The organism is Actinomycetospora sp. ABD4_176, assembly GCF_056311855.1.
On sequence record NZ_CM149974.1, the window covers coordinates 1,140,555 to 1,154,110 of the forward strand.

Annotated in this window: 13 protein-coding genes; 3 read left to right on the plus strand and 10 right to left on the minus strand. The window is 76.8% G+C overall.

All coding sequences use genetic code 11. From position 1 onward, the window contains the following. Nucleotides 1-237: 237 nt before the first annotated feature. The 5 genes from ACYX4T_RS05580 to ACYX4T_RS05600 form a co-directional block, all read right to left on the minus strand. Complete coding sequence (locus ACYX4T_RS05580) at nucleotides 238-1,539, minus strand: DUF58 domain-containing protein (protein ID WP_476013579.1); 1,302 nt, start codon at nucleotides 1,537-1,539, stop codon at nucleotides 238-240. A gap of 16 nt (nucleotides 1,540-1,555) precedes the next feature. Then, nucleotides 1,556-2,554, minus strand: a complete 999-nt coding sequence (locus ACYX4T_RS05585) for an AAA family ATPase (protein ID WP_476015189.1) — start codon at nucleotides 2,552-2,554, stop codon at nucleotides 1,556-1,558. A gap of 76 nt (nucleotides 2,555-2,630) precedes the next feature. After that, complete coding sequence (locus ACYX4T_RS05590) at nucleotides 2,631-3,875, minus strand: DUF4350 domain-containing protein (protein ID WP_476013580.1); 1,245 nt, start codon at nucleotides 3,873-3,875, stop codon at nucleotides 2,631-2,633. After that, nucleotides 3,872-4,531: a DUF4129 domain-containing protein gene (locus ACYX4T_RS05595; protein WP_476013581.1), complete on the minus strand. Its 660-nt coding sequence runs from the start codon at nucleotides 4,529-4,531 to the stop codon at nucleotides 3,872-3,874. Before ACYX4T_RS05595 ends, ACYX4T_RS05590 begins: the two co-directional genes overlap by 4 nt. Continuing rightward, nucleotides 4,531-6,129 (minus strand): DUF7847 domain-containing protein, encoded by a 1,599-nt coding sequence (locus tag ACYX4T_RS05600; protein WP_476013582.1) that lies wholly within the window; start codon nucleotides 6,127-6,129, stop codon nucleotides 4,531-4,533. The genes ACYX4T_RS05595 and ACYX4T_RS05600 overlap by 1 nt, the downstream gene beginning before the upstream one ends. A 114-nt stretch (nucleotides 6,130-6,243) precedes the next feature. Between ACYX4T_RS05600 and ACYX4T_RS05605 the strand changes: the two genes are divergently transcribed. Continuing rightward, a complete protein-coding gene (locus ACYX4T_RS05605; protein ID WP_476013583.1) occupies nucleotides 6,244-6,834 on the plus strand; it encodes a putative glycolipid-binding domain-containing protein in 591 nt (196 codons plus the stop codon). A 41-nt stretch (nucleotides 6,835-6,875) separates the two neighbouring features. Beyond that, the gene (locus tag ACYX4T_RS05610) at nucleotides 6,876-7,535 is read left to right on the plus strand and encodes a TVP38/TMEM64 family protein (RefSeq protein WP_476013584.1); all 660 of its coding nucleotides are present in this window, start codon (nucleotides 6,876-6,878) and stop codon (nucleotides 7,533-7,535) included. Between the two features lies 1 nt (nucleotide 7,536). On the opposite strand, the gene ACYX4T_RS05615 is transcribed toward ACYX4T_RS05610, so the two are convergent. Together ACYX4T_RS05615 and ACYX4T_RS05620 are read right to left on the minus strand one after the other, a co-directional pair. After that, on the minus strand, nucleotides 7,537-7,857 hold the full coding sequence (locus tag ACYX4T_RS05615) for a hypothetical protein (RefSeq protein ID WP_476013585.1): 321 nt from the start codon (nucleotides 7,855-7,857) through the stop codon (nucleotides 7,537-7,539). A 122-nt stretch (nucleotides 7,858-7,979) separates the two neighbouring features. Continuing rightward, nucleotides 7,980-9,515, minus strand: a complete 1,536-nt coding sequence (locus ACYX4T_RS05620; protein ID WP_476013586.1) for an FAD-dependent oxidoreductase — start codon at nucleotides 9,513-9,515, stop codon at nucleotides 7,980-7,982. Between the two features lie 108 nt (nucleotides 9,516-9,623). Here ACYX4T_RS05620 and ACYX4T_RS05625 point away from each other — a divergent pair, with 108 nt between their 5' ends. Further along, nucleotides 9,624-11,087, plus strand: coding sequence for an NAD-dependent succinate-semialdehyde dehydrogenase (locus ACYX4T_RS05625; RefSeq protein WP_476013587.1), 1,464 nt, complete (start codon nucleotides 9,624-9,626; stop codon nucleotides 11,085-11,087). A gap of 54 nt (nucleotides 11,088-11,141) precedes the next feature. On the opposite strand, the gene ACYX4T_RS05630 is transcribed toward ACYX4T_RS05625, so the two are convergent. The 3 genes from ACYX4T_RS05630 to ACYX4T_RS05640 all read right to left on the minus strand — a co-directional run bounded on the left by ACYX4T_RS05630 (nucleotide 11,142) and on the right by ACYX4T_RS05640 (nucleotide 13,538). Beyond that, nucleotides 11,142-12,200 carry a DUF3616 domain-containing protein gene (locus tag ACYX4T_RS05630; protein ID WP_476013588.1) on the minus strand — a complete coding sequence of 353 codons (1,059 nt, stop codon included), beginning with the start codon at nucleotides 12,198-12,200 and terminating at the stop codon, nucleotides 11,142-11,144. A gap of 21 nt (nucleotides 12,201-12,221) precedes the next feature. After that, on the minus strand, nucleotides 12,222-12,662 hold the full coding sequence (locus tag ACYX4T_RS05635) for a hypothetical protein (protein ID WP_476013589.1): 441 nt from the start codon (nucleotides 12,660-12,662) through the stop codon (nucleotides 12,222-12,224). A gap of 99 nt (nucleotides 12,663-12,761) precedes the next feature. Then, entirely contained in the window at nucleotides 12,762-13,538 is a 777-nt protein-coding gene (locus tag ACYX4T_RS05640; protein WP_476013590.1) for an alpha/beta fold hydrolase, read from the minus strand. Nucleotides 13,539-13,556 lie beyond the last annotated feature (18 nt).

The following is a 13,556-nucleotide window of genomic DNA, read 5'->3' on the forward strand; positions in this document are numbered from 1 at the left end:
CCGAGCCCCAGGACGGCCGTCAGGTGTCGTGCCCGCCAGCAACGCACCCCACGTCGAGCAGTAGCCGTTCGTGCCGGGGCGCGCCACGGCTGCGTCCCGTCGCGGGGAGCCGGGTCGTGGGCAGAGCACCGCCCGACCGTACCTGTCCCGCCAGGTCGGCGCGGGTCCTCTTGCCGACGGGGCGGGACCGGGAGTTCACGGCGAGCCCGTGACGAGGGCCTGCCCGAGGGACGCGGCTCAGAGCCGGCCCGCCGCCTTGAGCGCCAGGTAGCGGTCGGCGACGGCCGGGGGCAGGTCGTCGGGGTCCGCGTCGACGACCTCCACGCCGCGCCGGGCGAGCCGCTCGGCCGTCCGCCGGCGGGCGTCACGGGCGGCGGCGGCCGCGGCGGCGGTGTAGACGGCCTCGGCGTCCCCGCGTCCCGCCGTCATCGTCGCGAGCTCGGGGTCGGCGACGGCGGCGAGCAGCACCGTGTGCCGGCGCAGCAGCGGCCCGAGGACGGGGTCGAGGCCCTCGCTCACCGCGGCCTCGTCGAGCCCGGTGACGAGCACCACGAGGCTGCGCCGCCCGGCCCGGGCGAGCGCGGCCGACGCGAGCAGGCGCATGTCGGTCTCGACGAGACGCGGCTCCAGCGGGGCCATGGCCGTGACCATCGCGGGGAGCAGCTCGCCCGCCGTCGCGCCGAGCACCGAGGCCCGCACCTCGCGGTCGAGGGCGAGCAGGTCGACGCGGTCGCCCCCCCGGGAGGCGAGCGCGGCGAGCAGCAGCGCGGTGTCGAGGGCCGCGTCGAGGCGGGGGGCGTCGCCGACGCGGCCCGCGGCGCTGCGGCCGGTGTCGATGACGACGAGGACGTGCCGGTCGCGCTCGGGGCGCCAGGTGCGGACCACCAGGTCGGTCGAGCGCGCCGAGGCCCGCCAGTCGATGGAGCGCACGTCGTCGCCGGCGACGTACTCGCGCAACGAGTCGAACTCGGTGCCTTGCCCCCGGATCTGCACCGCCCGCCGCCCGTCGAGCTCGCGCAGGCGGGCCAGCCGCGACGGGAGGTGGCGTCGCGACCCGAACGCCGGCAGCACCCGCACGCGGGCCGGGACGTCGCGACGTCCCTGCCGGGCGGCGAGCCCGAGCGGGCCGATCGAGCGGACCGTGACCCGCACCGCGTCCCGGTCGCCGCGCCGGGTCGGGGTCAGCGTCGTCACCACCCGGCGCCGCTCCCCCGCCGGCACCACCACCCGGTGGCGCGCCGGGACCGCGCCCGCCGAGGGCTCCCAGGCGTCGCGCAGCACCAGCGTCGCCCGCCGGCGCCCCGGGTTCGCGACGCGCAGCGCGACCTCCAGCGACGTGCCGAGGCGCAGGGTCGCGACCCCGTCCCGCTCGCGCTCCAGCCGCAGACTGCGCACCGGCACCGCGACCAGCGCGTCGACGACCGCCGCGAGCGCCAGCACCCCGGACACCACGAGCACCCCGGTGCCCGACGGCCAGGCGAGGCCCACGACCGGCGCGGCCAGGGCGACGAGGAGCGCCAGGCGTCCGGTGATCGCCACGTCGCCGTCTCCCGGGCTAGCGCGGCACCGGCACGGCGCCGAGCACCCCGGACACGACCCCGTCGGCGGTCACGCCCTCGAGCTCGGCCTCGGCGCGGACGGCGACGCGGTGGCGCAGGACGGGCAGGGCGAGGGCCTGCACGTCGTCCGGGGTCACGAACTCCCGCCCCGACAGCCACGCCCAGCAGCGCGCCGCGAGCAGCAGCGCCGTCGCCCCGCGGGGCGAGACGCCGAGGCGCAGCGACGGCGAGGAGCGCGTCGCCCGGCACAGGTCGACGACGTAGGCGAGCACCTCGGGCCGCGCCGTCACCCGCGACACCGCGGCCCGCGCCGCGGTCAGGTGCTCCGGCCCGGCGACGGGGCGCAGGCCCGCGGCGGCGAGGTCGCGGGGGTCGAAGCCCTCGGCGTGGCGGCCCAGCATCCGGATCTCGTCGTCGCGCGCGGGCAGGGGCAGCACGAGCTTGAGCAGGAAGCGGTCGAGCTGGGCCTCGGGCAGCGGGTAGGTGCCCTCGTACTCGACCGGGTTCTGCGTCGCGGCCACGACGAACGGGTCGGGCAGCGGGCGCGGCACCCCGTCCACCGAGACCTGGAACTCCTCCATCGCCTCCAGCAGCGACGCCTGCGTCTTGGGCGGGGTGCGGTTGATCTCGTCGGCGAGCAGGAGGTTCGTGAACACCGGGCCGGGACGGAACGAGAACTCGGCGCTGCGGGCGTCGTGGACCAGCGAGCCGGTGACGTCGCCGGGCATGAGGTCGGGGGTGAACTGGACGCGCCGGTCCTCGAGCGACAGCGCGGCGGCGACGGACCGCACGAGCAGGGTCTTCGCGACGCCCGGGACGCCCTCGAGCAGCACGTGACGCCGGCTCAGCAGGGCGATGACCAGCCCGGTCACCGCGGCGTCGTGCCCGACGACGGCCTTGGCCACCTCGCGGCGCAGCGCCAGCAGGGCCTCGCGGGCCTCGTCGCCGCTGACGGTCCGGTCGGTCCGGTCGGTCCGGCCCGCGCCGCTGCTCACGACCGTCGTGTCGCCCGTGCCCGTCACGCGGCCCTCCCCTCCCGGGACCCCGCGGGTCCCGCCGTGCGCCATCCGATCACGGCGCCGGAGCCCGTGCGTCGCGTGGTGCCGCCCCGATCGCCTCCGTCGTACCGCGCACGCTGCGGCGCAGCGCGTCGAGGTCGTCGGCGAGGGCCACGAGCGCGGCGTCGTCGGCGGGCACCGGACCGTCGAGGACCGGGCCGACCTCGGCCGCCGAACGGCCCGTGCGCGCGGCGACGGCGTCGACCACCGCCCGCGGGCCGGCCCCGCGCGGGACCCCGAGCCGCGCCGCCACGTCGCGCACGGCGTCCCCCCGCAGGGCCGCCGCCGCGCGGTCACGGGCCCCGGCACGCCGGTAGAGGCGCGCTCGCCCGCGCACGGTCTCGCCCGCGGGGACCACCACCGGCAGGTCCTCGGTGACGACCGGACCGAGCCGCCGGCCCCGCCACAGCGCCACCGCGAGGCCGGCGACGAGCAGCTGCACCGGGCCCCAGATCCACCCGCTCGGCAGGAGCTCGGTGGTGCTGCGCTCCTGGCCGGGCTCGGCCGGCGGCGGGACCGGCAGGTACCAGAGCAGGTCGGGGTGCGCGCCGAGGAGGTTGAGGGCGAGCGCGGCGTTGCCCCGCTCGTCGAGGACGTCGTTGGTGAACGGGGCGGCGTCGCCGACGACGGTGACGGTGCGCCCGCGCTCGCGGACCGCGACGAGCGAGCTCGCGCCGACCGGCTCCTCCACGGGGTAGCACCGCTGGGCGGTCGGGTCGTCGGTGGCGTAGGCGGCGCCGGCGAGGTCGACCGGACCCGCGCGGACGGCGGCCGGGAGCCCGCAGGCGGGGTCGGTGGGTTCGGGGAGCGCGAGCAGCTCGCTGCGCACGGTCGGGGCCAGCGCGACGAGGGAGCGCTCGTCGGGGCGGACGACGACGAGGTCGGCACCCGACGCCGCGAGCGCCTCGCGCTGGCGGGTGCTCATCCGCTCCGGGAAGGTCACGAGCACCGTGCGGCCGGGGCCGGCGGTGGCGGCGTCGAGGTCGGCGACGGGCTCGACCCGCACCCCCTGCCCCTCGAGCAGGCGCGCCAGGGCCATCGAGCCCTCGGGCGACGCGGCCTCGGGGTCCAGCCCGCCCGTGCGGGGCGCGGCGCCGAGCACGGCGATGACCAGCGCGCCGAGCAGCACCGCCGCCACCACCAGCACCGGCCCGCGCCAGCGGCGGGTCCCGGTCCTGTTGGCAGCGAACGTGCTGTTCGCTGCCTCTAGGCGTCGGAAGTCCCCGTCGATCACCGGGCCGGGCGCTCGGTCGGTCACGCGGGCTCCACCGCGCGGGTGGCGGCGACGGCGGCGTCGACCGCGCGCAGGCGGGCGTCGGTGTCGGCGTCGGCCGGGCGGCCGCCGTAGACCGTCTCGTCGAAGCGGCGCGCGGCCTCGAGCAGCTCGCCGGCCGCGGCGGGCAGGACCCGTCCGCCCTCGCGCGCCGCGTCGCCGGCCGTGCGGCCCTGGCGGGGTTCGAGGATCGTGCGCTCCTCGAGCGAGCGCACGATCGCCCGCATCCGCTCGCGCACCGCGTCGTCGAAGGCACCGGCCGCGGCGTGGCGGTCGGCGAGGCGGCGGTGCTCGTCGGTGGTGCGGACGGTGTCGCCGAGCACGGCCCCCGGCGCGGCCGCGGTGCGCGCCATCCGTCCGAAGCGGCGCCGCACCAGCACCACCACGACCACCAGCACCACCACGAGCACCAGCAGCCCCCACCCGCCGCCGGGCGAGACGTCGGAGGCGGCGCGCAGCAGCTCGTCCAGGCGCCGGGCGAGCCACTGCAGCGCCGCCGTGACGGGATCCGGCGCGGCCTCCTGGTAGGCCCGCCGCGCGAGCTCCTCGCGGGCCAGCTCACGGGCGGGGTCGGCGCCGATGTCGATCGGCAGCGTCCCGGGGGCGGGCGCGCCGGGCACCGCGGGCCCCACCGGGTCCATCAGTGTCCGCCGGCCGCGGCCCGCTGCAGCTCGATGTCGAAGCCCTCGCGGCGCATGCGCTGGTCGACGTAGAGGAGGCCGGTGACCCCGGCCTGGAACGGGGTCGTCAGCGTGCTCGCGATGATCCCGCCGAGCGCCGTGAGGAGCAGCAACGGCAGCGGCGTCACGCCCCCGCCGCCCCCGCCGAACGCGGCGATCCCGCCGATGATGCCGAACGGCACCGCGATGATCGCCGAGACGACGAACGCGATGATCGCGCCGAGCAGCTGGATGCCCAGCACCGGCCAGAAGCGCCCCTTGACCAGGAACCACGACCGGCGCAGCGCCTCGGTGACCCCGATGCCCTCGAGCACGTACGCGGGCGTCGCGAGCGAGAGCATCACGGCGAGCCAGACCGCGACGACGATCGCGGCCAGCGCGCCCACGCCGATGACGATCGCCCCGACGGTCGGGTCGGCGATCAGCAGGAGCAGGCCCGGGAGGAGCCCGACGAGCACGACACCGAAGATGATCAGCCCGACCAGCAGTGCGACGCCGATGAGGCCCCAGATGCGCGAGCGCGCGGCCCGCCAGGTCTCCCCGGCGTCCACCGGCGCGCCGAGCACCGCGCGGCTGATGACGACCATGACGATGCCGGTGAGCACGGCCGTCGCGATCAGGGTGATCACGGCGGTGATGCCCGACGTGGCGCTCGACCCCGCGACCTGCCCGGTGACGCGCGAGAGGTCCGCGGACCCGCCGAGCGGGGGCGTCGTGGCCGGCGCGACCAGCGTCACGACCAGCTGGGCGAGACCACTGACCACCGCCACCAGCGCGGACGTCCCGAGCACGATCTTCGGGTGCGCGCGGATGTAGCCCAGCGCGCCGTCGAGGATCTCGCCCAGGCCCAGCGGCCGCAGCGGCACGATCCCGGGCTTCGGCGCACGCGGCGGCATGCCGCCGAAACCGGGCTGTCCGTAGCCGGGCTGTCCGTAGCCCGGCTGTCCGTAGCCGGGTTGCCCGTAGCCAGGCTGTCCCGGTGGGCCGTACCCGGGCTGCTGGCCGTACCCCGGCTGCTGGCCGTACCCCGGCTGCTGGCCGTACCCCGGCTGCTGGCCGTACCCCGGCTGCTGGCCGTACCCCGGCTGGCCCGGCTGGCCGTATCCGGGCTGCTGGCCGTATCCCGGCTGCTGGCCGTACCCCGGCTGGCCCGGCTGGCCGTAGCCCGGCTGCTGCCCGTACCCGGGCTGCTCCGGCTGCCCGTAGCCGGGCTGGCCGTAGCCCGCGGGCCCGGCCTGCCCGTACCCGGGCTGCTGGCCGGCCCCCGCCGGCCCCTGCCCGCCGCCCCAGGTCGGCCGGCTCGACTCGGGCTGGGCGAAGCTCGATCCCGAGCTCCCGGCATCAGGGGCGACACCCTGCCCCTCCCCCGTCCGGTGCACCTCGGTGGGCGCGGCGCCGGACGGACCGGCGTCACCGCCGCTCGGGTCCCAGGCCGGGACGGACGACGGGCCGGGCGTTCCTTCGGGGGGCGTGTGCTCGTCGCCACGCGCCTCCCGGGACTCGTCCTCGCCGGGGGTTCCCGACGACGAACCGGACGACGGACCACTCACCTCGGGCACGCTCCCTCCTCGCGCCGGTGACTCCCCGCGCCGGACCGATGACGCGATGATCGTGCCACGCGCCTGCGCGCGGCACGCGTCCATCGTCCGCACCGTGTCTGCCACGATCCACCGGTGGCCCTGCACTCCGCCCTGTGGCGACGCCTCGACGTGGCCGACGGCCTGGCCCACGGCGCCGTCTCCGACTTCACGCCCGACGCCGAGCACCCCGACGGCGCGCACCTCCTCGACGGCTCGGCGGTGATGCGCGACGACGCCGGCCCCTGGTCGCTGCGCTTCTCCGTGGTGACCGACCGGGCGTGGCTCACCCGCACCGTGTTCGTCGAGGTCCTCGCCGACGACGGGCTCGAACGGGTGACGCTGTCGGTCGACCAGCTCGGCGAGTGGTCCCTCGACGGCCGCCCGTGGCCCGAGCTGCGCGGTTGCACCGACGTCGACGTCTCCGCGTCGCCGCTGACCAACGCCCTGCCCGTGCGCCGGCTCGGCCTGCCCGTCGGCGGCGAGGCGGCCATCGACGTCGCGTGGCTCGACGTGCCGTCGCTGGCGGTCCACCGCGTGCGCCAGGTCTACCGCCGGGGACCCGACGACGCCCACGGCCTCGCGACCTACACCTACGCCGACCCGACCTACGGCGAGTACGGGATGACCGTGGACCCCGCGGGTCTCGTCGTCGCCTACCAGGGCCTGTTCACGCGCGTGGCGTAGGTACTCTCGACGGGGTCTCTGGGTCCCGGCGAGGTGGAGGGGTGGCCGCGCTGCGCCTGACCTCCGGCCCCGCCCGCTGGGTGGTGCTCGCCGCCGCCGTGCTCGCGCTCGCCGTCCTCGCGCTCACGGTGCCGCTGCCGACGCCGCTCGAGGTGCGCGATCGCGTCGCCGCGCTCGGCGTCTGGGCCCCGGTGACCTTCCTGCTCGTGCACGCGGTGGTGACGACGACGCCCCTGCCGCGCACCGCGTTCTCCCTGTCGGCGGGCCTGCTGTTCGGGCCGTGGGTCGGGCTCGCGCTGTGCGTGGTGGCCAGCACGGTGTCCGCGGCGGCCGCGTTCGCGCTGGTCCGGCGCCTCGGGGGCCGGGCGGCGCGGCGGCTCGGGGCGGGGCGGGCGCGGGTCCTGGAGGAGCGCATCTCCGCCCGGGGACTGCTCGCCGTGACCTCGGCGCGGCTCGTGCCCGCGATCCCGTTCGCCCCGCTGAACTACACCTTCGGGCTCACCAGCGTGCGCTGGCGCCACTACCTGGGCGGCACGGCGATCGGGCTGGTGCCGGGCACCTCGGCGGTCGTCCTGCTCGGGGACGCGGTGACGGGCACGCTCTCGCCGAGCCTGCTCGCGGTGTTCGCGGTCAGCGGCGCGATCGGGGTGGTCGGTGTGCTGCTGTGCGCGCGCACCCCGGCCGCCCCGCCGGAGCGCTGAATCAGCTGCCGGGCGGCGGCGCGGGCTCGGTGACCTCCGGCTCGTCGCCGACGCTGGTGCGCGGGCCCTCGGTGGGCACCGGGCCCTCCTCCGGGCGCGGCGCCTCGGACGGGGCGGGCGGCGCGACCGGGTCGGGCGTGATGACGCCCGGCTGCGGCGGCGGTCCGGGCGGCGGGAAGCCGCCCGTCGAGTACTCGTTCGGGCTCGACGGCGACCCGGGAGCCGGCTCGGCGGGGAACACGCAGGCGCTCAGGGCGATCCCACCGGCGAGGAGCACGCCCGCCAGGGCCGCCGTGCGACCGGCCGTCCGTCGGTTCGCCACTGCAGGTCCCTCCCGGGTCTCGCACCGGTCCGGCGCCGGCGGCGCGCAGACGGTATCGCGTCCCCGCACCGGTCGCCGCGCTCGCCCCATGTGCGTGATCGTCTCAGCGACAGCTCAGGGGATCACGCACGTGGACGACCCGCCAGCACGCCGCGCGGCCGGATCGAGCGCATGGGCTCGGGGCCCACGCCCTCCTCGCGCAGCACGTCGTTGGCGGCGGTGACCGCGGTGACCGCCGCGCGCTCCATCAGCGCCGACGGGACCTCGCACGCCACCCAGTCGCCGGCCAGGCGCAGGCCGCGGGCGTCGGTGAGGACGCCGGGCCGCACGAGGTGGTAGCCGGGATCGAAGCCCGGCGCGTTGGTGTAGCGGTGGGCGTCGACGTCGAGCACCCGCAGGTCCGCGGCCTCGGGCCACAGCGCCGTGAGCTCCGCCCGCATGTCGGCCACCAGCTCGTCGCGCGACGCCCCGGGCGGGCAGGCGTAGGAGTGCAGCTCGACGACCGACCCGCCGCGCTCGCGGGCCCAGCGCGCCGACCCGCCCTCGAGCCGGTGGAACAGGCTCACCGAGTCCAGCACGCGCTCGCGGGTGACGCCGGTGAACGGGGCGCGGGCCGGGTCGACGTCGCCCTCGCAGAACAGGCGCGCCACCACGTACGGCTCGCCGCTGGGCAGCGCGGCGATCCTCCGGGCCAGCCCCGGCGCGGTCGCGACGAGCTCCGGGGAGGCGGCGACGAGCTCCCGGGTGGCGGGCACGTCGGTCGCGACGACGAGGTGGCGTGCGTGCCGGGCGGGCTCGCCCTCGACGTCGACCGCCCAGCCGCGCGCCCCGTCCGGGCGCAGCGACACCGCCCGCGCGCCCGTCGTCACCGTCGCCCCGTGCTTCTCGAGCAGGCGGGTGAAGGGGTCCCAGAGCGTGGTGCGGTAGTCGTCGACCGGGGCGTCCATGCCCAGGCCCTCGGGGTTGCCGGTGAAGTAGAAGTGGCACATCGCGAGGAACTCGGCCGCGGAGTACCGCTGCTCGACGTTGAAGAACGAGTGGGCGAAGACCTCGAAGAGCATCGCCCGGCCGCGGTCGGAGAAACCGAGGGAGTCGAGCAGCTCGGCGGCGCTGCGGTTGTCGTGCTCGGCGTAGGTGCGGACCGGGTCGTAGTGCAGCATCGCCAGCGCCTCGTCGGCGTTGACGTGGCGCAGCTCGCCGAGCTTGAAGCTCGGGCTGCGCAGCACCAGCGCGACGAGGTTGAGCAGCGGGGTGCGCGGCAGCGCGGTGAAGTCCTCGGGCTCCCAGCCGACCGAGGGCCGGCTCGCGATCGGGTAGCCGCCGACGTCGCGCAGGAAGCCGAGCTCCGGGTCGAGGCGGCGCAGGAGGTCGCGCAGCGTGTAGTACTGCCGGAAGAAGCCGTGGTAGCCGTGCTCGACGACCACCTCGCTGCCGTCGGCGAGGCGCCGGTCCCAGGTACCGAGACGCCCCCCGAGCTGCGGCGCGGCCTCCAGCAGCTCGACCCGCACGCCGCGCTCGGCGAGCACCAGGGCGGCGCCGACGCCGGCGACGCCGCCACCGACCACCACCGCCGTCGCGTCCGGGCCCACCCGGTGCGGGAGGTCGGGTCGGGCGGTGACGTGGTGGTGGGGACGGAACGGGTCGGGCACGCGCAGCACGCCGGGAGCCTAGGCCGGACGGGCGGCATGAGCCTGCGGGGACGGGGGCACCTTCCGGCCACGAGGACGCGTCACACCACCGCGGCGCGCCGAGGCGGGAGGGCACCCATGCAGACCGACCGGGAACGCCGAGTGATCGACGAGGTCACCAAGGGGCTGATCATCGGCGGGTCGGTGCGCGACGCGACCGAGCAGAGGACGTTCGGCATCGAGGACCCGTCCACCGGCGAGATCCTCTGTGACGTCGCGGACGCCTCGCCCGAGGACGGGATGGCCGCCCTGGAGGCCGCGCACGCGGCGCAGCCGGACTGGGCGGCGACGGCCCCACGCGAGCGCGGGGAGATCCTGCGCCGCGCGTTCGAGCTGATCACCGAGCGGGCCGACGACATCGCCATGCTCATGACGCTCGAGATGGGCAAGCCGCTCGCCGAGTCGAAGGCCGAGATCACCTACGCCGCCGAGTTCTTCCGCTGGTTCTCCGAGGAGGCCGTGCGGATCAGCGGCGAGTGGAAGGTCAACGCGACGGGCAGCGGGCGCGTGCTCGTCATGCGCCAGCCGATCGGGCCGTGCCTGCTCATCACGCCGTGGAACTTCCCGCTGGCCATGGGCACCCGCAAGATCGGCCCGGCGATCGCCGCGGGCTGCACGATGGTGATCAAACCGGCGTCGCTGACCCCGCTGACGATCCTCAAGCTGGCGGACGTCCTCGCCGAGGCCGGGCTGCCCGACGGCGTGCTCAACGTCGTCACCACGAAGTCGACGGGCAAGGTGATGGGCCCGCTCATCACCGACGGGCGCATCCGCAAGCTGTCGTTCACCGGCTCCACCGAGGTCGGGCAGAAGCTGCTCGCGCAGTCGGCCGAGCAGGTGCTCAAGACGTCGATGGAGCTCGGCGGCAACGCCCCGTTCGTCGTGTGCGCCGACGCCGACGTCGACGAGGCCGTGAACGGGGCGATGCTCGCCAAGATGCGCAACATCGGCGAGGCCTGCACCGCGGCCAACCGCTTCTACGTGCACGCCGACGTCGCCGAGGAGTTCACGAAGAAGCTCACCGAGCGGATGGGCGACATGAAGGTCGGCCGCGGCACCGACGAGGGCGTCGAGGTCGGGCCGCTCGTGGAGGCCGACCAGCGCGACAAGGTCGCCGAGCTCGTCGACGACGCCGTGCAGAAGGGCGCCACGGTGCGCACCGGCGGCGAGGTGCCCTCGGGCGCGGGCTACTTCTACCCGCCCACCGTGCTCGCCGACGTCCCCACCTCCGCGCGCCTGGCCAAGGAGGAGATCTTCGGGCCGGTCGCGCCGATCTTCACGTTCACCGAGGACGACGAGGCCATCCGTGCGGCCAACGACACCGAGTTCGGGCTGGTCAGCTACCTCTACACCCGGGACCTCAGCCGGGCGATCCGCCTCTCCGAGCGCCTCGAGGCCGGCATGGTGGGGCTCAACCAGGGCATGGTGTCCAACGCCGGCGCGCCCTTCGGCGGCTGGAAGCAGTCGGGCCTGGGCCGCGAGGGCGGCAGCGTCGGCATCGACGAGTACCTCGAGATCAAGTACGTGGCGATGAACGTGTGAGGTGCGCTCCGCGCCCATGTGAGGACTTTCCGGGCCTATAGGCCCGGAAAGTGCTCACATGGGCGCAGCCCACAGGTCGCCCACCAGGTGCTCGCCGTCGAGGCGGTGGGGCGCGGGGGTGTCGTGCAGGACGAGCAGGCCCTCGGGCAGCGCGGCGAGTCCCTCCGGCCGGTCGCAGCCCCGCCCCACCGCCACCTCGGTGACCAGCACCAGCTCCTCCGCCCGGATCGCCGGCGGCAGCGGGCCCGCCGCGCCGCCGGGCAGGCGCAGCACGCGCGCGGGCCCGTCGAGCACCATCGTCGGCCCGGCCAGGATCAGCAGGTCGTCGCCGTCGCGGGCGAGGTCACGCACCCCGAGACCCTCCAGATCGACGAAGCACTTGTCGACGCCGTCGAGCACGAGCTCGCTCCCGTCGGCGTGCACCGCGACCTCGAGCAGTACCGCCCAGCCGCGCAGCACCGGCCCGCGCAGCCCCAGCACCACGCCCCCGCCGGCGGCGGCGTCGCGCACGGCGACGCCCTCGACGTCGAACCCGTTGTCCTTGCCCGGGATGCCGAGGAAGGGGCCCAGGTGCTCGTCGTCGCCCAGCGCACCCCGGAGTCCCCGCTTGCCCGACGGCAGGCGCGCCGCCACCCCGAGCCCGCGCACCTCCTCCCCCGCCGGCACCGTCGCGGGCCCGTCCGGCCCCTCGCGCAGCGGCAGCCGGGCCAGCACGCGCCGCGACTTCTCCGGCGACACCCGCGCCAGCCGCTCCCCGATCTCCTCGCCCGGCGTCTCCGGCTTGACCCGGCGGCGCTTGGCGCTGTGCGACCCCGCGACCCACAGGCAGCCGTCGACCACCTCGAGGCCCTCGGCGTCCACCTCGTCCTCGGGGCTGCCGCGGAGCGCGACCGCGTCGTGGAGCGGGACCTCCTGCGGGTCCTCCCAGTCCAGCGAGCCGCCGGGGACGCGACGCAGCCGCAGGAGCGAGGAGCCCTCGTCCGGCGCGAGGAACATCGTGTCGCCGGCGACGGCCACGCCCGAGAGGTCGAGGCCGGCGGTCGGGGCGTGCGCGCCGAGGTGCAGACGGACGGAGAGGGGCGGGCTCGCGGTCCGGGTGACGGTGTCGGCCACCCCGCCATCATCGCCGCCCCGTCAGCGCCGGCGGAAGGTGAACACGGCGGTCCGGCCGTCGGACGACTCGAGGCGCACCGTCGACCCGTCCTCGGTGAACGTGCCGCCCTGCGGGATGCGGGTCACGCGGCCGTCGTCCTCCACGTCCACCCAGCCCGGGCCGATGGCGTTGACACCGAAGTCCACGCCGTCGTTGTCCCGGAGCGGGCGACGCTTCGTGCTGCGGGCCGAGCGCGTCGACTGGTTCGTGTCCGGCTGGCCGACCTCCACCGGCGCGCCGCTGACCGTCGCCCGGCAGTCGGCGCCCCGGCAGCTCACCGAGGTGCTCGAGCCGCCGCTGCACCCGGCGAGCAGGCCGCCGGCGACGAGGGCGACGGCGAGGGCGCCGAGCACCGGGCGCCGGCCCGGCGGCGCATCGCTCCAGGTCGTGGCGGGGAGTGGTCGACTCGTCGTGACGGTCATGGCGCACCTCGTCGTCGCTGTCGCGGTGATGATCTCGCCGCGTCTGACGTCCCGGCGCCGCCGGAATGTTCCGCCCGGATCTCCGGCCGGGTGCGCCCGTCACCCGAGGACGGACGCGAGCACCGCGGCCATGTCCTCCGGCTCCCAGGCGTGGTCCGCGCCCGGCACCTCGGCGCGCCCGGCGTGGGGCAGCGCCGCGGCGAGCGCGTCGGCGGCCGCGGCCATGAAAGGCCAGGTGGAGGTGCCGGTGAGCAGCGTCGTCGGCACCGTCACCGTCGCGGCGAGCGAGCCGTCGCGCAGGCCGTCGAGGGCCCGGGCGAGCGCCTCGGCGTCGGCGGCGGTCGTGGGCGCCAGACGGCGGTAGCGGTCGCCGTCCGGGCCGGCCAGCATCCCGTCGAGCACCTCGGGCGGCAGGAAGTCCATCGCGGCGCGCAGCGCGGCCTCCGGGTCGCCCGCCCGCTCGACGATCGCGGCGTGGAACTCCCACCCGGCCCCGGGCTCCGCGTCGACGTCCAGCGGGATCTCCCAGGCCACCACGCGGTCGACCTCGGGGATCGCGGCCGCCGCCGCCAGGGCGATCGCCGCGCCCGAGGAGCTGCCGTAGAGCGCCGCCCGCCCGCCGAGCTCGTCGACGAGCACCCGCAGCGCCGCCACCTCCCCGGCGAGGGTGAAGGGCGGCTCGCCGGCGCTGTCGCCCCGGCCGGGTCGGTCGTGGTGCAGGACGTCGAACCCGCGCTCGGCCAGCGCGACGGTCAACGCCCGCGTGCCCGCGTCGACGGCGCGCATCTGGCCCAGGCCGTCGACGAGGACCACGGGGCGGCCGCCGTGGCCGGCGCGGTCGTAGACGAGGCCGTCGGGGGTCGTGGAGCTCTGCATCGTCGTCACGTCACGTGT